The organism is Billgrantia sulfidoxydans (assembly GCF_017868775.1).
Lineage (GTDB): Bacteria > Pseudomonadota > Gammaproteobacteria > Pseudomonadales > Halomonadaceae > Halomonas > Halomonas sulfidoxydans.
Map to the genome: position 1 here is coordinate 428,147 of NZ_CP053381.1, position 16,681 is coordinate 444,827.

Annotated in this window: 17 protein-coding genes and 2 rRNA genes; 8 read left to right on the forward strand and 11 right to left on the reverse strand. The window is 64.1% G+C overall.

What is annotated here, in order from left to right:
- The first annotated feature begins 159 nt into the window (after nt 1-159).
- The 4 genes from HNO51_RS02025 to HNO51_RS20930 all read left to right on the forward strand — a co-directional run bounded on the left by HNO51_RS02025 (nt 160) and on the right by HNO51_RS20930 (nt 5,837).
- Nucleotides 160-3,139 (forward strand): 23S ribosomal RNA (locus HNO51_RS02025).
- A gap of 101 nt (nt 3,140-3,240) precedes the next feature.
- A 5S ribosomal RNA gene (gene rrf / locus HNO51_RS02030) occupies nt 3,241-3,356 on the forward strand.
- Nucleotides 3,357-3,634: 278 nt separating this feature from the next.
- On the forward strand, nt 3,635-3,835 hold the full coding sequence (locus HNO51_RS02035) for a hypothetical protein (RefSeq protein ID WP_197449402.1): 201 nt from the start codon (nt 3,635-3,637) through the stop codon (nt 3,833-3,835).
- Between the two features lie 118 nt (nt 3,836-3,953).
- Nucleotides 3,954-5,837 carry a methyl-accepting chemotaxis protein gene (locus HNO51_RS20930; RefSeq protein ID WP_234283634.1) on the forward strand — a complete coding sequence of 628 codons (1,884 nt, stop codon included), beginning with the start codon at nt 3,954-3,956 and terminating at the stop codon, nt 5,835-5,837.
- 81 nt (nt 5,838-5,918) lie between these two features.
- Here HNO51_RS20930 and HNO51_RS02045 read toward each other — a convergent pair whose 3' ends face one another.
- A complete protein-coding gene (locus HNO51_RS02045; RefSeq protein ID WP_209538352.1) occupies nt 5,919-6,740 on the reverse strand; it encodes a Tim44 domain-containing protein in 822 nt (273 codons plus the stop codon).
- A gap of 98 nt (nt 6,741-6,838) precedes the next feature.
- Between HNO51_RS02045 and HNO51_RS02050 the strand changes: the two genes are divergently transcribed.
- Nucleotides 6,839-7,414, forward strand: coding sequence for an isochorismatase family protein (locus tag HNO51_RS02050; protein WP_209538353.1), 576 nt, complete (start codon nt 6,839-6,841; stop codon nt 7,412-7,414).
- Between the two features lie 5 nt (nt 7,415-7,419).
- Here the strand turns inward: HNO51_RS02050 and yaaA are convergent, their stop codons facing one another.
- Together yaaA and HNO51_RS02060 are read right to left on the reverse strand one after the other, a co-directional pair.
- The gene (gene yaaA / locus HNO51_RS02055) at nt 7,420-8,199 is read right to left on the reverse strand and encodes a peroxide stress protein YaaA (RefSeq protein WP_209538354.1); all 780 of its coding nucleotides are present in this window, start codon (nt 8,197-8,199) and stop codon (nt 7,420-7,422) included.
- A gap of 122 nt (nt 8,200-8,321) precedes the next feature.
- Complete coding sequence (locus HNO51_RS02060; RefSeq protein WP_209538355.1) at nt 8,322-9,353, reverse strand: NADP(H)-dependent aldo-keto reductase; 1,032 nt, start codon at nt 9,351-9,353, stop codon at nt 8,322-8,324.
- 247 nt (nt 9,354-9,600) lie between these two features.
- Between HNO51_RS02060 and HNO51_RS02065 the strand changes: the two genes are divergently transcribed.
- Both HNO51_RS02065 and HNO51_RS02070 read left to right on the forward strand, forming a co-directional pair.
- A complete protein-coding gene (locus HNO51_RS02065) occupies nt 9,601-10,119 on the forward strand; it encodes a tetratricopeptide repeat protein (RefSeq protein WP_197449407.1) in 519 nt (172 codons plus the stop codon).
- Nucleotides 10,120-10,174: 55 nt separating this feature from the next.
- A complete protein-coding gene (locus tag HNO51_RS02070) occupies nt 10,175-10,675 on the forward strand; it encodes a 3'-5' exonuclease (protein ID WP_209538356.1) in 501 nt (166 codons plus the stop codon).
- Nucleotides 10,676-10,692: 17 nt separating this feature from the next.
- Here HNO51_RS02070 and HNO51_RS02075 read toward each other — a convergent pair whose 3' ends face one another.
- From HNO51_RS02075 to HNO51_RS02110, 8 genes are all read right to left on the reverse strand, one after another.
- Nucleotides 10,693-11,664, reverse strand: a complete 972-nt coding sequence (locus HNO51_RS02075) for an NAD(P)H-quinone oxidoreductase (protein ID WP_209538357.1) — start codon at nt 11,662-11,664, stop codon at nt 10,693-10,695.
- Nucleotides 11,665-11,675: 11 nt separating this feature from the next.
- Nucleotides 11,676-12,233 carry an LOG family protein gene (locus HNO51_RS02080; protein ID WP_209538358.1) on the reverse strand — a complete coding sequence of 186 codons (558 nt, stop codon included), beginning with the start codon at nt 12,231-12,233 and terminating at the stop codon, nt 11,676-11,678.
- Between the two features lie 66 nt (nt 12,234-12,299).
- A complete protein-coding gene (locus HNO51_RS02085; RefSeq protein ID WP_209538359.1) occupies nt 12,300-12,821 on the reverse strand; it encodes a DUF501 domain-containing protein in 522 nt (173 codons plus the stop codon).
- Nucleotides 12,793-13,122 (reverse strand): hypothetical protein, encoded by a 330-nt coding sequence (locus HNO51_RS02090; RefSeq protein ID WP_209539150.1) that lies wholly within the window; start codon nt 13,120-13,122, stop codon nt 12,793-12,795. Before HNO51_RS02090 ends, HNO51_RS02085 begins: the two co-directional genes overlap by 29 nt.
- Nucleotides 13,123-13,208: 86 nt before the next feature.
- The gene (ybaK, locus tag HNO51_RS02095; RefSeq protein WP_209538360.1) at nt 13,209-13,679 is read right to left on the reverse strand and encodes a Cys-tRNA(Pro) deacylase; all 471 of its coding nucleotides are present in this window, start codon (nt 13,677-13,679) and stop codon (nt 13,209-13,211) included.
- The gene (locus HNO51_RS02100) at nt 13,676-14,089 is read right to left on the reverse strand and encodes an acyl-CoA thioesterase (protein ID WP_197449414.1); all 414 of its coding nucleotides are present in this window, start codon (nt 14,087-14,089) and stop codon (nt 13,676-13,678) included. Before HNO51_RS02100 ends, ybaK begins: the two co-directional genes overlap by 4 nt.
- 87 nt (nt 14,090-14,176) lie before the next feature.
- Nucleotides 14,177-14,992 (reverse strand): hypothetical protein, encoded by an 816-nt coding sequence (locus HNO51_RS02105; RefSeq protein WP_197449415.1) that lies wholly within the window; start codon nt 14,990-14,992, stop codon nt 14,177-14,179.
- Nucleotides 14,993-15,028: 36 nt separating this feature from the next.
- Nucleotides 15,029-15,463 carry a hypothetical protein gene (locus HNO51_RS02110; protein ID WP_197450893.1) on the reverse strand — a complete coding sequence of 145 codons (435 nt, stop codon included), beginning with the start codon at nt 15,461-15,463 and terminating at the stop codon, nt 15,029-15,031.
- Nucleotides 15,464-15,498: 35 nt separating this feature from the next.
- Between HNO51_RS02110 and HNO51_RS02115 the strand changes: the two genes are divergently transcribed.
- On the forward strand, nt 15,499-16,677 hold the full coding sequence (locus tag HNO51_RS02115; RefSeq protein WP_209538361.1) for a MalY/PatB family protein: 1,179 nt from the start codon (nt 15,499-15,501) through the stop codon (nt 16,675-16,677).
- Nucleotides 16,678-16,681 lie beyond the last annotated feature (4 nt).

Consider the following 16,681-nt stretch of genomic DNA (forward strand, 5'->3'; position numbering starts at 1 on the left):
GCGATGTCGGGTTTATGACTGTCGATTGACAGTCTGCTCTTTAACAATGTGAATCATGCTGACACGTTTTCTCCGCAAGGGGAAAGCAAAAGTGATACGTCTCAAGCGTATCCGGCAATTGTCGTACGTGATCGCAGACCAGACCCCTTCGGGTTATATGGTCAAGCGATTAAGCGCATACGGTGGATGCCTTGGCAGCCAGAGGCGATGAAGGACGTGGTAGCCTGCGATAAGGCTCGGTGAGGTGGCAAACAACCTGTGACCCGGGCATTTCCGAATGGGGAAACCCACCCAGCACCAGCTGGGTATCCCACACTGAATCCATAGGTGTTGGGAGGCGAACCGGGGGAACTGAAACATCTAAGTACCCCGAGGAAAAGAAATCAACCGAGATTCCCCCAGTAGCGGCGAGCGAACGGGGAGTAGCCCTTAAGCGGCACGACTGGTAGGCGAACGAGCTGGGAAGCTCGACCATAGGGGGTGATAGTCCCGTAGCCGAAACCTGAGTGTCGTGAAATCGAGTAGGTCGGGGCACGTGAAACCTTGACTGAAGACGGGGGGACCATCCTCCAAGGCTAAATACTCCTGGCTGACCGATAGTGAACCAGTACCGTGAGGGAAAGGCGAAAAGAACCCCGGAGAGGGGAGTGAAATAGATCCTGAAACCGTATGCGTACAAGCAGTGGGAGCCCCTTCGTGGGGTGACCGCGTACCTTTTGTATAATGGGTCAGCGACTTATTTTCAGTGGCGAGCTTAACCGAATAGGGGAGGCGTAGGGAAACCGAGTCTTAACTGGGCGACCAGTCGCTGGGAATAGACCCGAAACCGGGCGATCTATCCATGAGCAGGTTGAAGGTTGAGTAACATCAACTGGAGGACCGAACCAGGATCTGTTGAAAAAGATTTGGATGACTTGTGGATCGGAGTGAAAGGCTAATCAAGCTCGGAGATAGCTGGTTCTCCTCGAAAGCTATTTAGGTAGCGCCTCACGTATCACCACCGGGGGTAGAGCACTGTTTCGGCTAGGGGGCCATCCCGGCTTACCAACCCGAGGCAAACTCCGAATACCGGTGAGTGCAAGCGTGGGAGACACACGGCGGGTGCTAACGTCCGTCGTGAAAAGGGAAACAACCCAGACCGTCAGCTAAGGTCCCGAAATCCTGGTTAAGTGGGAAACGATGTGGGAAGGCTCAGACAGCTAGGAGGTTGGCTTAGAAGCAGCCATCCTTTAAAGAAAGCGTAATAGCTCACTAGTCGAGTCGGCCTGCGCGGAAGATGTAACGGGGCTAAACCAGGTACCGAAGCTACGGGTGAGCATGCATCACTTGATGCTATTCGATTGGCGTCGCGAAGCGACGTCCAAGCCGTCCCGAACGTCGAGTCGGGAGGGGAGGAGTGGTATCAAGGATGCATGCTCGCGGTAGAGGAGCGTCGTGTAAGCCGATGAAGGTGGATTGAGAAGTCTGCTGGAGGTATCACGAGTGCGAATGCTGACATGAGTAACGACAAGGGGAGTGAAAAACTCCCCCGCCGGAAGACCAAGGGTTTCTGTTCGACGCTAATCGGAGCAGAGTGAGTCGGCCCCTAAGGCGAGGCCGAAAGGCGTAGTCGATGGGAAACGGGTCAATATTCCCGTACCTCACTGTATTGCGATGGGGGGACGAAGAAGGCTAGGTGGGCCAGGCGTTGGTTGTCCTGGTGAAAGCCAGTAGGCTGGGATCTTAGGCAAATCCGGGATCCCAAGGCCGAGAGGCGAGACGAACACCCCACGGGGTGGAAGTCATCGATGCCACGCTTCCAGGAAAAGCCTCTAAGCTTCAGATACAGTGGGACCGTACCCCAAACCGACACAGGTGGTCAGGTAGAGAATACCCAGGCGCTTGAGAGAACTCGGGTGAAGGAACTAGGCAAAATGGTGCCGTAACTTCGGGAGAAGGCACGCCGCGCTAGTGTGAAGGCCCTCGCGGCTGGAGCACGAGGCGGTCGAAGATACCAGGTGGCTGCAACTGTTTATTAAAAACACAGCACTCTGCAAACGCGCAAGCGGACGTATAGGGTGTGACGCCTGCCCGGTGCCGGAAGGTTAAGTGATGGTGTTAGCCCTCGGGCGAAGCTCCTGATCGAAGCCCCGGTAAACGGCGGCCGTAACTATAACGGTCCTAAGGTAGCGAAATTCCTTGTCGGGTAAGTTCCGACCTGCACGAATGGCGTAATGATGGCCACGCTGTCTCCACCCGAGACTCAGTGAAATTGAAATCGCAGTGAAGATGCTGTGTACCCGCGGCTAGACGGAAAGACCCCGTGAACCTTTACTATAGCTTCACACTGGACGCTGATGTTGCTTGTGTAGGATAGCTGGGAGGCTAGAACCCCGGACGCCAGTTCGGGTGGAGCCAACCTTGAAATACCAGCCTGGCATCATTGGCGTTCTAACTCAGGTCCGTGATCCGGATCGAGGACAGTGTGTGGTGGGTAGTTTGACTGGGGCGGTCTCCTCCCAAAGCGTAACGGAGGAGCACGAAGGTACCCTCAGCACGGTCGGAAATCGTGCATTGAGTGCAAGAGCATAAGGGTGCTTGACTGCGAGACAGACACGTCGAGCAGGTACGAAAGTAGGTTCTAGTGATCCGGTGGTTCTGTATGGAAGGGCCATCGCTCAACGGATAAAAGGTACTCCGGGGATAACAGGCTGATACCGCCCAAGAGTTCACATCGACGGCGGTGTTTGGCACCTCGATGTCGGCTCATCACATCCTGGGGCTGAAGTCGGTCCCAAGGGTATGGCTGTTCGCCATTTAAAGTGGTACGCGAGCTGGGTTTAGAACGTCGTGAGACAGTTCGGTCCCTATCTGCCGTGGGCGTTGGATGTTTGAGAAGAGCTGCTCCTAGTACGAGAGGACCGGAGTGGACGCACCTCTGGTGTTCCGGTTGTCACGCCAGTGGCATTGCCGGGTAGCTACGTGCGGACGGGATAACCGCTGAAGGCATCTAAGCGGGAAGCCCCCTTCAAGATGAGACATCCCCGAGGCCTCGAGCCTCCTGAAGGGCCCAGCGAGACCAGCTGGTTGATAGGTCGGGTGTGGAAGCGCTGCAAGGCGTTGAGCTAACCGATACTAATGGCCCGTGAGGCTTGACCATATAACCCCAAGGGGTCTGCGCATCGCGCACGATTGACGGATACGCACCGCGCCGGTAGGCGCGGGCGAGACGATCACGCAGCATGATTCCAACTGTTTTCGCCTGACGACCATAGCGAGTGGGAACCACCTGATCCCATGCCGAACTCAGCAGTGAAACCGCTCAGCGCCGATGGTAGTGTGGGGTCTCCCCATGCGAGAGTAGGTCATCGTCAGGCATCCATTCCAAAACCCCGGCCAACTGGTCGGGGTTTCGCCGTTTAGGGGCCTCCCACGTAGAGTAGCGGAGCGCCGCCCGGCTCGACAGGCATCTATTCCAAAACCCCGAGTTCGTAAGAGTTCGGGGTTTTGTCGTTCTGGGTAGGCCAAGCCTGGGGCAGGTCAGTGGATCGAGGTTACACTGGCAAACAGGGACATACATGATCGAGTGGCGTAGGAGGTGCCGGAGGTTTAGCGTGGCGTCGTCTACTGAAACCATCGTTACGGAGCAAACTGAGTGAAGCCGATCAGACATGGAAACGTCGCCTGGTTGATGGTGGTGATCGTGGTGGGCCTGTTGGGCTGCAAGGAGTCGGGTCCCGAGGACGTCACCGAGCGCAATATCGACGAGGCAATGGACGAAACTCAAGAGCGGCTCGGAGAGGTGGGTGAGAAAATCGAGAAGGACATGGAAGAGGAGAGAAATGATAACGGGTAGAGGGTGCGCGACCCGCCCGTATGGTTCAAGTTTCTTCCCCGCTCGCCGATAAAGTTGACTAAACGGTCAATGCGGCGAGGCCACCCTGGCGTTATGCCGCAGCCAAGGGGAAGTAAAAATGAAAAATCTCACCATCGCCCAGCGGCTGATGTTAATCGTCAGCTTCTGCATGCTCCTCATCGTCGGCGGTGCCACCGCCATCCAGTACCACCTATTCGGCAAGCTGGTGACCGAACGCGTCACGACGGCCGAGTTGCCGGCCACGCTGACGAGTATCCGCAACGATATCGAAGCGACGCTGGCGGCCCCCATCAGCGTAGCCGGGAACCTGGCGCACAATCGCTACCTCAAGGATTGGCTGGTCGCGGGAGAGCCCGAGGCGGAAGCTGACCGAGCCATCGAGTACTTCCATGACATACAACGACGCACCGGGGCCGATGTGGTCTTCTACGTATCGGCGCAGAGCGGCAACTACTACACGGCCAACGGAATCGAGCGCACCCTGAGCCGCGCGGACGACCGCTGGTTCTACGACCTCATCGAGGCCTCCGGTGGCAATGCCTACCAGCTCGATATCGATAACGAAGGCGGTGAACTGAAAGTCTTCATCAATCACGTGATCGAAGCGAACGGTGAGCGTGTCGGCATCGCCGGCGTGGGGTATACCCTGGCGACAATGGCAGCCACTATCCGCGATTATCGCCTGGGTGAGAGCGGTACGGTATTCCTGGCCAGCCGGGATGGCGCCATCAGTATTCATCCCGATGGCGCCGAGCGGGTCGGGCAACCGCTGACGGAGCTGTCGGGCTGGGAAAGCGTCGCCCCCGCTCTACTGGCGGAGGAGGGCTATCGTTTCGCTGCGATGCGTGACCGACAGGGGGCCGAACATCTGGTGGCGGCCATCGACGTGCCCGGCACCAACTGGGTTGCCTTTGCCCAGATTCCGCGCGATGAGCTGTTCGCCGACCTCAACCGGGCGGTCATGCTGATTCTGTTGGCGGTGGGTCTGATCCTGCTGGCCAGCCTGGGAGTGATCGCGCTGCTGTTGCGTGCGCTATTGCGGCCGATACGACGCACTGCCGAAGCCATGCGGGATATCGCCCAGGGAGAGGGGGATCTGACCCTGCGCCTGCCGGTCGACGGCAAGGATGAGAGCGCCGAGCTTGCCGTTCAGTTCAATGCCTTTGCCGACAAGATGCATGACGTGCTGAGCCTAGTGCGGGCCAGCAGCGATGCCGTTCGGCGCGCCGCTCAGGAAATCGCTACCGGCGGCAAGGACATGTCGCGGCGTACCGATCAGGCGGCATCCAGCCTGCAAGAGACCTCGGCTTCCATGGAGGAGATCACCGGCACCGTGGAGAACACCTCTGCGTCATCCCGGGAGGCCAACGCCTTGTCGCAGGCTTCGGCAGAACTCGCCCAGCGCACCAGCGGGCAGGTCGAGCAGGTCGTCGTCACCATGGGGGAGATCCACGAAGCCTCCATTAAGGTCGGCGACATCGTGCGGGTCATGGACGACATCGCCTTTCAGACCAACCTGCTGGCCCTCAATGCCTCGGTCGAGGCGGCACGGGCCGGAGAGAGCGGACGCGGATTCGCCGTAGTAGCCGGCGAGGTACGTCAACTGGCCACGCGTAGTGCAGCGGCCTCACGCGACATTCGTCAACTGATCGAAGCCTCGGGTGAAAGAGTGCAGAGCGGCACGCACCTGGTCAGCGAGGCTGGCAAGGCCATGCATGAGTTGATGGAAGGGGTGCAGCGCGTGGCGGTCATGCTGGGCGAGATCAGCCATGCCGCGGGTGAGCAGAGCGACGGGATTGGCCAGGTCAATATCGCCGTGGCAGAGCTGGACCGCATGACGCAGCAGAACGCCGCACTGGCGGAGCAGTCCACTACGGCAGCCGACCAGCTCAGTGAGCAGGCCGACCAGTTGGCCTCGATGGTGGGGCGCTTCAAGCTGCGCAGCGATCTGTTGCCGGCACCTGAGGTCGAGCCGGCCTGAACTGCCATACCGCTACCGCTGCGCATCCGTGGCGAGATGACGAGGGCCGATCCAGGATCGGCCCTCGTCGTGGGAGGACCCTCAGCTGGCGTTCTGCTCGATGCCCTGTAGGTACCAGGGAGCGCCATCGCGCACATCGCGAAGCAGGTGCCATGTCTCGTTGAACTCGGTCTGCTCGCCGTTCTCTTCGAGAATGCCATGGAAGATGACCGTGGCCTCCGCTTGGCCATTTATCTCCCGCACGTTGCCGAGTTCTGCCAACAGGCGGACGATCTCCGTGCGGTTGTTGGCCGGCTGCTTGGCGCGCTCTTCGCGCAGCAGGTTGTAGAGTTCGGGCGTGACGTACTCCTGAATGTCAGCGAAGTCATTATTGTCCCAGGCGCGCTGCAGGGTCATGAAGTGCTCCTTGGCGCCGGACAGGAATCGCTCGCGGTCGAACCAGGCCGGCAGGCTGCCGAAGCTGCCGCCACCCTTGGCGGCACCCTGAGCCGGCTGGAAGGCCTCGGGCTCGAACTGTGACGGACGCTCGGCCGCTGGCTGGGGGCCTCCGGCCACGGCGGGGCGGCGGCGCGCCAGCAGGCGGAACAGCAGGAAGCCGAGGCCGGCCATCAGCAGGATGTCCATCAGCCGCAGTTCGTCGAAGGCGCCGCCGAAGAACAGTGCCGCCAGCAGCCCGCCGGCGAGCATGCCGCCCAGCATGCCGGGCATGCGTGAGCCGGTGGCCTGGTTGGATTGCGCCTGGCGTGCCGGAGCGGCCTGGTTGGGTGCCGCGGCCGGCCGGTCGGCCGAGCGCGAGAAGCTGCCGACATTACCGCCGCCGCCCATGCGGCGGGCTTCGGCATGTTCGACGGCCAGGCCAAAGCCCAGCACGGCGACCATCAGCATGACGAGGAAGTGACGCATCGAAGGATTCTCTCTGCAAGGATTGGAGGTAAAGTCGAATTTGGGAGTCCCATTCTACCGGGTATGCTGGGGCCTTGATGGCGAAAATGGAAAAAATCATGCGCGTGACAAGCAAACAGAGCCTGCTGCTGATCGTGGACCTTCAGGCCGGCCTGCTGCCGGTCATCGATGGGGGTGACCAGGCCGTGGCCGAGGCGGCGTGGCTGGGGGGAATCGCCGGCATCCTGGGCGTGCCTGTCTGGCTCACGGAGCAGTATCCCGAGGGCCTGGGCAGCAGCGAGCCGCGGCTGCTGGAAGCGCTACCCGGCCATCGGCTGTGGCGTAAGGTTCACTTCAATGCCCATGCCGAGCCGGATTTTGCCGCTGCGCTGGAGGCGAGCGGCAAGCGACAGATCGTGCTGTGCGGCAGCGAAGCCCATATTTGCGTGTTGCAGACTGGCCTGGGGCTGCTGGAAGCGGGCTACGAGGTGTACTGGCTCAGCGAGGCGACGGTCAGCCGGCGTGCCGAGGAGGCAAGGCTCGCCCGCGAGCGCATGATACGTGCAGGCGCGACCCCGGTGAGTGCCGACATGGTGGCCTACGAGTGGCTCGCGCGCTGTGACGAGGAGCCTTTCCGCCAGGTCCACAAGCGCTTTCTCAAGCCACGATCGGCGCGCCCGCTACGTTTCTTCTGAAACGCTCAGCCCTGGTTCTCGCGGCGAGTGAAGACCAGGGTGTCGCCTTCCGACATGGCAGGATTGAAGGCATAACCCGCCACATCGAACGCCTTGAGTTCATCGGGGTCGTCCAGGCGCTGACGAATCATCCAGGCGGCCATGAGGCCGCGTGCCTTCTTGGCGTAGAAGCTGATGATCTTGAACGTGCCGTTCTTCTCGTCCTTGAACACCGGTGTGATCACACGGGCATCCAGCCGCTTGGTATCGACGGCCTTGAAGTACTCGTTGGAGGCCAGGTTGACCAGCACCTTCGAGCCGCTGGCGGCAATGGCCTCGTTGAGCGCCTCGGTCAGGGTGCCTTGCCAGTACGCGTATAGATCCTTGCCGGCCGGGTTGGGCAGCCGGGTGCCCATCTCGAGGCGGTAGGGCTGGATCAGGTCGAGCGGGCGCAGCAGCCCGTACAGGCCCGAGAGGATGCGCAGGTGCCGCTGGGCGAATGCGTTGTCCTCGTCGATGAAGCTGGCGGCTTCGAGACCTAAGTAGACGTCGCCCTGGAAGGCCTGTGCCGCCGGCTTGGCGTTTTCGGGCGTGAAGTGGGGCTGCCATTCCGCGAAGCGGGCGGCGTTGAGTCCGGCCAGCTTGTCGCTGATGCCCATCAGCTCGCTGAGCTGCTGCGGCGAGTAGTCGCGAAGAATGGCAACGAGTCGCTGGCTGTGGTCGAGAAAGTCCGGCTGCGAATGGACGGCCGTGGTGGCAGGGGTCTCGAAATCCAGCGTCTTCGCCGGCGAGATCACGCTCAGCATGGGGCGCTCCTGTAGCTGATAGGGGGCGAAACGGGAATGGAGCGAGTATACCAGCCGCGGGGCAATCATAGGGCTATCGTGGCGATAGCCCCGGCGCATCGAGCATTGGCGAAGGCGACGCCTCAGGGACAGGGGTTGGGGACCTGCCGATGGATTTCGTCGATGGCGTCAAGCACGCTCTGCTCGAGCTTGAGCGATTCGCTGGCCAGGTTGCTCTCGAGCTGCTCCATGGTGGTGGCGCCGATGATGTTGCTGGTGAGGAAACTGCGCGAGTTGACGAAGGCCAGCGCCATCTGGGCCGGATCCAGATCGCTTTCCCGGGCGAGATCGACATAGGCGCGGGTGGCCTGCTCGGCGAGCGGTGAAGTATAGCGCTTGAAGCGCTCGAACAGCGTCAGGCGGGCGTTCTCGGGGCGGGCTCCGTCCAGGTACTTGCCGGACAGCACGCCGAAGCCGAGCGGCGAGTAGGCCAGCAGACCCACGTTCTCGCGATGGGCGACCTCGGCCAGACCGACCTCAAAGGTGCGATTGAGCAGGTTGTAGGGATTCTGGATCGAGGCCACACGCGGCAGATCGAGTCGTTCGGCCAGTTGCAGTGCCTTCATCACGCCCCATGGCGTCTCGTTGGAGAGGCCGATGGCGCGCACCTTGCCGGCAACCACCAGCTCCTTGAGCGCACCCAGGGTCTCTTCCAGAGGAATGGCCTCTTCCTCATCGTCGTGCTCATAGCCCAGCCGGCCGAAATAGTTGGTCGAGCGCTCGGGCCAGTGTAGTTGGTAGAGGTCGACATAATCGGTCTGCAGCCGGGCAAGGCTGGCGTCGATGGCCTGGTGGATATGCTGGCGATCGAGGTGCGGGCCGCCGCGGATATGCTCGAGGCCGGGGCCGGTCACCTTGGTGGCGATGATGACATCGTCGCGACTCTCGCGGCGCCTGAGCCAGTTACCTATGTAGGACTCGGTGCGACCCTGGGTCTCCGGGCGGGGGGGAACCGGATACATCTCGGCGGCGTCGATGAAATTGATGCCGAAGGCTACGGCGCGGTCGAGCTGTTCATGGGCCTCGGCTTCGCTGTTCTGCTCGCCGAACGTCATGGTGCCCAGGCACAGGCGACTGACCTCGATGCCCGTGTCGCCAAGCGGTCGCGTCTGCATCATCGCTCCTGTATGAGGTAGGGTCGGAAGCGTTCTCGTGGCATATCCAGAGCCATGCTAGCCGAGGCCTACCAAGGCAGCAAATCGTGGGGGTTGAGTCGCCGCCGGGGCGAGCGTATGCTGGCGACCCTCAGCGGCCCCGGCGGAGTCCCGCGGCGAGCTCAAGACAGGCCATGGCGAAGATCACAGGGGCGTGAGCGTAGCGTCAACTGGCCAGCTTCAAGACGAACGCAAGGTTGTTTGCACCATGACGCAGGCATCATCACTGTTTACCCGGCTCGAGTACCGTCTTGCGGAGCAGCTCTTTCATACGCGCTGGCTGCCTCGCTCGCCGCGTACCCAGCGTTTGACCATGCACCTCTTCGAGCGCTGCGCCGATGCCGGCCACCCTGCCGCGCTATCGCTCTACGGGCATATGCTCTTCCAGCGCGGCGTCAGCCCGCAGGACAAGGCGCGCGGCGCGCGCTACGTTCTCGAGGCGGCACAGGCCGGCAATCTCAAGGCTCAGTTCCAGGCGGGGCGCATTCTCGAGCACGGCTGCGCCCAGTATCCGCGTCGCGAGGAGCGCGCCGTGACCTGGTATGCCCGCGCCGGCGAGGCCGGACATCCACTCGCCGCGCTTCGCCTGGCCAGGGCCTACCGCCTGGGCGAGTTGGGGTTGCCGGTGGACAGTGCCCAGGCCGAGCGCTGGCAGGCTCTGGCCGACCGCCATGCAGGCCTGGAAGGTGACGAGCTGGACATGGACGACCTCCAGGCCCGACACTGACCCTTCCCTTCCACGGCTATGCAAGACGGCCCCGCTTTCGAGGACACGCCCATTCGTGACGCTGCCGACACTGCTGGATATCGAGGCGTCCGGGTTCGGGCGCGGTAGCTACCCCATCGAGATCGGCCTGGCGCGGGCCGACGGCAGCTGTTGCGCTTTCCTCATCCAACCCTTGGTGGAATGGACGCACTGGGACCCCAAGGCCGAGCTGCTGCATGGGATTTCCCGGGCGCGACTGCAGCGCGAAGGGCTGCCCGTGGCCCAGGTCGCCCGCTGGCTCAACGACGAGCTGGGTGAGATCGGCGTGGCCTACAGTGACAGCTGGGGGTACGACAATACCTGGCTATCGCTGCTGTTCCACCACGCCGGCATGCTGCCGGCCTTCCGCCTCGAGGCGCTGCGTATCCTGCTCAGTGAGCAGCAGCTTGCCTGCTGGCACAGGACCCGCGAGGCGCTGGTCAAGGAGTTGGGCATCCATCGTCATCGCGCCGGTGAGGATGCCCGGCTGCTGCAGCTTACCTATCAGCGCACCCGCCAGCAGGCTAATTGCGGCTAGGCTGTGCGAAGCCGGCGTCAGCTCTCTCCGCCCACCTCGAGCAGTACCTTGCCGATATTGGCGTCCCGCTCGACATGGGCGTGGGCGGCTTCGGCCTCGGTGATCGGCCAGGTGCGGTCGATCAAGGGTCGAATCTCGCCGCTCGCCAGGCGCGGCCAGACATGGGCCCGCAACGCGTCGAGAATGGCTCCCTTGGCCGCCGGCGGCTTAGCGCGCAACGTCGAGCCGATCAGCCGCTGGCGCTTCATCAGCATTCGCCCCAGGTCGAGTTCGGCGCGGCGTCCTCCCATGAGTCCGATCAGCACCAGGCGCCCGCCGGCATTGAGCACGCGCTGGTTGTCCGCCAGATAAGCACCGCCCACGGGGTCGAGGATCAAGTCGGCGCCACCCCATTGCTTCACGGCTTCCACGAAGCTGCCCTGGTGGCGATTGAACACGCCGTCGGCACCCAGCTCGCGGCAGGCGGCGAGCTTGTCATCGCTGCCTGCGGTTACGAAGCAGGGATGGCCGAAGGCCCGGCAGAGCTGGATCGCCGCGGTGCCCACGCCACTGGCGCCGGCATGCAGCAGGACGCGCTCGCCGGTCGCCAGCTGGCCTTCCATGAACAGGTTGAGCCAGGCGGTGGCGAACACCTCGGGGAGCGCGGCCGCCTCGCGCAGGCCGAAGCCGTCCGGCAGCGGCAGCACCTGCCTTGCATCGACCACCACCTCCTCGGCATAGCCGCCGCCCGCCAGCAGGGCGCAGACCCGCTCTCCCGGGCGCAGGCCATCGACGCCGGCGCCGACCTCGATCACCGTACCGCTGACCTCGAGACCGAGAAGGTGGCTGGCCCCGGGTGGCGGCGGGTAGTGGCCGCTGCGCTGCATCAGGTCGGCGCGATTGACGCCGGCCCAGGCGACGCGTAGGCGTACCTCTCCCGCCGCGGGACCCTCGGGGGCGGGCTGGTCATGCCAGCGCAGGCAATCCTCATCGACGGCAATGGCATGCATGGGCAGTCTCCCTAGGTGGTGGTCTCGGTGAGCCGGGCTTCCAGGGCATCCAGCAGGGCGGCGGGCTCCTCGGCATCGACCAGGCAGCTGCGGGTGCGGGCATTGAGGAAGCCGTGCTCAACGGTGCTGTCGAGGAAGGCCAGCAGGGGGGAGTAGAAGCCGGCGGTATCGAGTACGCCGATGGGCTTGTCGTGAAGCCCCAGGTACTGCCAGGTCCAGGCCTCGAACAGCTCCTCCAGCGTGCCGATGCCGCCGGGCAGGGCGATGAACGCATCGGCATGGGCGGCCATGCTGGCCTTGCGCTCGTGCATGTTGTTCACGCGAATCAGGGTCGGCAGCCTCTCGTGTGCCTGCTCGCGCTCCACCAGGTGGTCGGGCATCACGCCGATGACGTCGCCGCCGCCTTCCAGCACGGCGTTGGCCAGTTCCCCCATCAGGCCGATGCGGGCGCCGCCATAGACCAGGCCATGCCCGCGCGCGGCCAGCTCACGCCCGAGCGCTCGGGTGGCTTCAACGAAAGCGGGATCCCGACCGTCACGGGAGCCCAGGTAGACACAGAATCTCGACATGCGCTTCTCCTTGGCAAGCCCTTATCCTAGCTGCCGGGGAGAGGCTTCGAAAGCGTCGAAATCGCGTCAGGGCAGGCAGTCGGCCACGGCGAACTCGGCGTCGAGCCACTGGCCGATGACGTTGGAGCCGCACAGGTGGTGGGCGTACTGGGTGTGCAGGCAGCGCACCTGGTCCCAGTTGGCAATGCCGCCGACGCCGCGTTCGCGCAATACCGCCTCGTAGCCGAGGCGCTCGACCTCGCTGCGCTGCGCCGGGCTCATGTTGCGCCAGCGGGTCTCGACATAATCGCGATGGCTGGCATGGTAGGCGGCGAGAAAATCGGCGTCGTCCCGCAGCCTGGCCTCAAGCTGCTTGATCACGCCACTGGCTTCGATCCGGGAGATGGCGACCTTGAGTCGCTCGGAGCAGAGCCAGTAGAGCGTGGGAAAGGGCTTGCCGTCGACGATGGGGGCCATGCGCAGCACCAGGGGTGTGCCTTCGCCATCGGTCGCGGCGACCGCCTCGATGCCGCGCGGGGCTCGCCCCAGCTGCTCGGCGATGATGCTCAGCTGGAGGGCGTCAGGCATCTGGTCGGTCTGGATCACCATCGTTGCGGTCCCGTACGAACTTGTTGGAGCGGCCCACGGCGCGAAAGAAGGTCCGGTTGAGCTGCTCTGGCGTGGGCACGTAGCCACGCCACTGGCGTTCGCAGTACTCGTTGGCCCGCGCCATCAGCATGTCGTAGAGGCGATTGAACGGCGCATCATAATCGTAGGGGTCGGCGCCGAACAAGCGGATATGCGGATAGTCGGCGAACCGCTCCATGAAATAGCGCTCCAGGTCGGCCTCCACGGCGCGATGCTGGGCCACGTTATCGGGGTCAAGCCAAAGGTTGTAGCGGATGCCCATCATGCTCTCCTGCCAGGATGTATGGCCCCGCATTCCGTCGGGGCATGGTGTTTTGACCACGAGAGCGCGGGGTCGGCTCATGCGAATCAGGCACGCGCCAATGGGACCAGGCGCGCACGACACAGGCGGATCAGGTCGGCAGGCGCCAGGGCGATCTCCAGGCCGCGGCGTCCACCGCTGACATGCATCCGTTCAAGTGGCTCGGCGCTGGCGTCGAGGAAGGTCGGCAGGCGTTTCTTCTGCCCCAGCGGACTGATGCCGCCCAGCACGTAACCGGTGGCGCGCTCGGCCTCGGCCGCTTCGGCCATGCTCGCACGCCGGGCGCCGGCCGCCCTGGCCAGCGCCTTGAGATCGAGTTGGCCGGTGACCGGCACGATGCCCACCGCCAGGCGCCCATCGTCGAGGCAGGCGACCAGGGTCTTGAACACGCAGCGCGGATCGAGCCCCAGGGCGCGTGCCGCCTCCTCGCCGTAGGCCGGCGCGCGCGGGTCGTGCTCATAGCTGAGCAGCGCGAAGGCAGCGCCGTCGCGTTCCAGCGCCTTGACGGCCGGGGTCATGCGTCGCTTGTCTCCTCGAGCGGCTGCAGATGGGCCTCGAGGGCTTCGCGCAGCTCACCCACGATGGGCACGGCACGCTTCAGGCCGTGGTCGAAATGCACCATCACGGTATGCCCCAGGTTGGTCAGCCTTCCTTTCTGCCAGGCCTCCTGGGTCACGGTGAAGGAGCTGTTGCCCAGCCGCGAGACGTAAGTGCGGATCTCGATGTCGCTGCCGTAGTGCAGTTCGGCGCGATAGTCGATCTCCATGCGAGCCATGATCAGTCGCCACTGGCGCGGGTCGAGATCCGGCGTGAACAGGCGGAACAGGTCGTTGCGTGCCAGCTCGAACCAGGCGGGCAGCCGGGTATTGTTGACGTGGCCGAGGGCGTCAGTGTCGTAGAAGGCGGGTTCGATGGTGCGCACGAACATGTGAGAGTCCCTTTGCTGTCTTGTGGTCTTGTGGTCTTGTGGCAAGCCGATGGCAGAGGGACAGCATTGCCCCGAGCAAACGCTAGGTCAAGTGCCGACGGACCGCCTCTCCCCCTGCCATGCCTGCAGCCGCATCCAGCCCAGCAGCCACAGCGTAGCGACCGCGAATCCCGCCAGAGTGCCCCACAGCAGGCCCAGGGTGGCATAGGTGAGCGAGATGCAAAGGGCGTAGCAGAGCAGCGCACCCAGGCCGGCCGGATAGTGCTTGATCACCGTGGCGGCCGGGGCCGCGCCGTGGGTGAGGTGCAGGATCACCAGCAGCGGATACATCGAGATCGGGAAGGCTGCCAGGATGCCGGCCCACGAGGTCGGCAGCACATGCGCCAGGCCGGTGACCACGAAGACGATGGCGGTGGCGAGCCCGGCACGAAGCATGAGCGGCTTCCAGCGCGAGCTGTCATGAGGCACCTTGACCCGAGTTTCCGGCACGTGCCGATAGAGCCAGGTGAAGGCGAAGATGGCCACCAGTGTCACCAGGGTCCCGCCCAGGCGATCGAAATCGAAGCGCGTCAGCACCAGGCTGGTCAGCCACCAGGCGACGAGGCCGCCCAGGGTGCCGGTGAGGATGCCGACGAGCCCGTCGCGGCGCCCGCACAGCAGGTACCCACCGCCCAGCGCCATGGTGGCGGTGAAGCCCGCCAGGCTGAACACGGCGCTCTCGGCAGCGAAGCCGGGTGAGATCTCCAGACCGATGAAGAACAGCGCAATGGCCGTACCCAGCGGGTAGCCGGAAAGCAGCCCGGCCACCCGCGTGCTGACGCGCTCGGCCACGACCGACAGGCCGAGCACGATACCGATCGATACCGCAAGCTTGGCCAGCTGCCAGCTCAGGGGGACTTCCATGGCGAATTTCCTTGCACTGGTGCAATGGGGGCGCGGTTAGATGAGCCGCAAGCCCTGGCGATCGGCCCAGGCGGCGCCCACCGCGTGGGTCAGTGTCACCTGCAGATGGTCGGGCAGGGCAGCACGGGCCTCGTCGACGCTGGCGAAATCGCGGTTGCGTAGCCAGCAGTAGGCCCAGGCACAGGCCTCGTCGTCGCTCTTCGGCACCGGGCGCGCCGGCATCTGGATCAGCAGGAAGGTGGCGGTGCGTGCCGCCCACAGCGGAATGTCATCTTCCGCGCCCGGCTCGCTCCAGGCCTCGAGCGTGGCGCCGTCGGGTGTGGCCTCGGGTTCGCCCAGGCGGGCGACGCGGGCCGTCTCGGCCAGGATCAGCGCGAGGCGGTCCGGATCGCCCTGGCCGAGCCGACGCCACTGGGCGATCAATTCCGGCATGCCACGGCGTACCTTGGCATAGAAGCCGCTTTGCGGCATGGTTTCGCTCATACAGCTGCTTCCGAGGAGAGAACATGGAGTTCGATTTTGCCACGCCCATCGAACGTCGCCACCCCGATCGGGGCGAGTGGCCGTCGCAGAAGTGGCATCGCTATGATGCCAGTATTCTGCCGCTGTGGGTGGCCGACATGGATTTTCGCTCCCCTCCCGAAGTGGTCGAGGCGCTGCGTCAGCGGGTCGATCATGGCGTCTTCGGCTACGGGCTGGTGCCCGACAGCCTGCGGGGCACCCTGTGTGAATGGAGCGCTCGGGAATACGACTGGCCGATCGAGCCGGAGTGGCAGCTGTGGCTGCCCGGCGTGGTGCCGGCCCTGCACCTGGCCAGCCTGGCCCTGACCGAGCCGGGCGAGGGGGTGCTGACCAGCACGCCGATCTACCCGCCGTTCCTGAAGGTGGCCGAGCGTACCGGGCGCCTGGCCCAGCAGGCCCCACTGGGCGAGCCGGTGGCGCCCGGTGAGCCGTGGCGGCTCGACCTGGAGGCGCTGGAGGCGGCGATCACTCCCGAGACACGCCTGCTGCTCTGGTGCCATCCCCACAACCCCACCGGCCGGGTGTGGCGGCACGAGGAGCTCGCTGGGCTGGCGGCCCTGGTCGAGCGGCACGACCTGCTGGTGGTGTCCGACGAACTGCACTGCGACCTGCTGCTCGACGAAGGGGCCGCGCACCGGCCGCTGGCAGCGGCTTTCCCGGCGCTGGCGGCACGTACCATCACGCTGTGGGCGCCTTCCAAGACCTTCAATCTCGCCGGCCTCACCGCAGCCTGTGCGGTGATTTCCGACGCTGCGTTGCGCCAGCGTTTCGCCGCCGCCATGCGAGGATTGCTGCCGGACGTCAACGTGATGGGGCTGGTGGCCGCCGAGGTCGCCTATGGCCAATGCCATGCGTGGCGCCAGGCCCTGCTAGAGACGCTTCGCGGCCACCGCCAGACGCTCAGCGAGCGCATCGCCGCGTGGCCGGGCGCGAGCATGAGCGTACCGCAATCGACCTATCTGGCCTGGCTCGACCTGCGCCGCGCCGAAGGGCTGGCACGGTATCGAGGCTCGCCTCAGCGGGTGTTGATGGAACAGGCAGGGGTGGCGCTCTCCGATGGCGCCGACTTCGGCTGGCCGGGCTTCGTGCGGCTCAATTTCGGCACCACCGCGTCACAGCTCGAGGAAGCCTTGAAGCGCCTCGATACGGTGTTGAAGGGATGAAGCG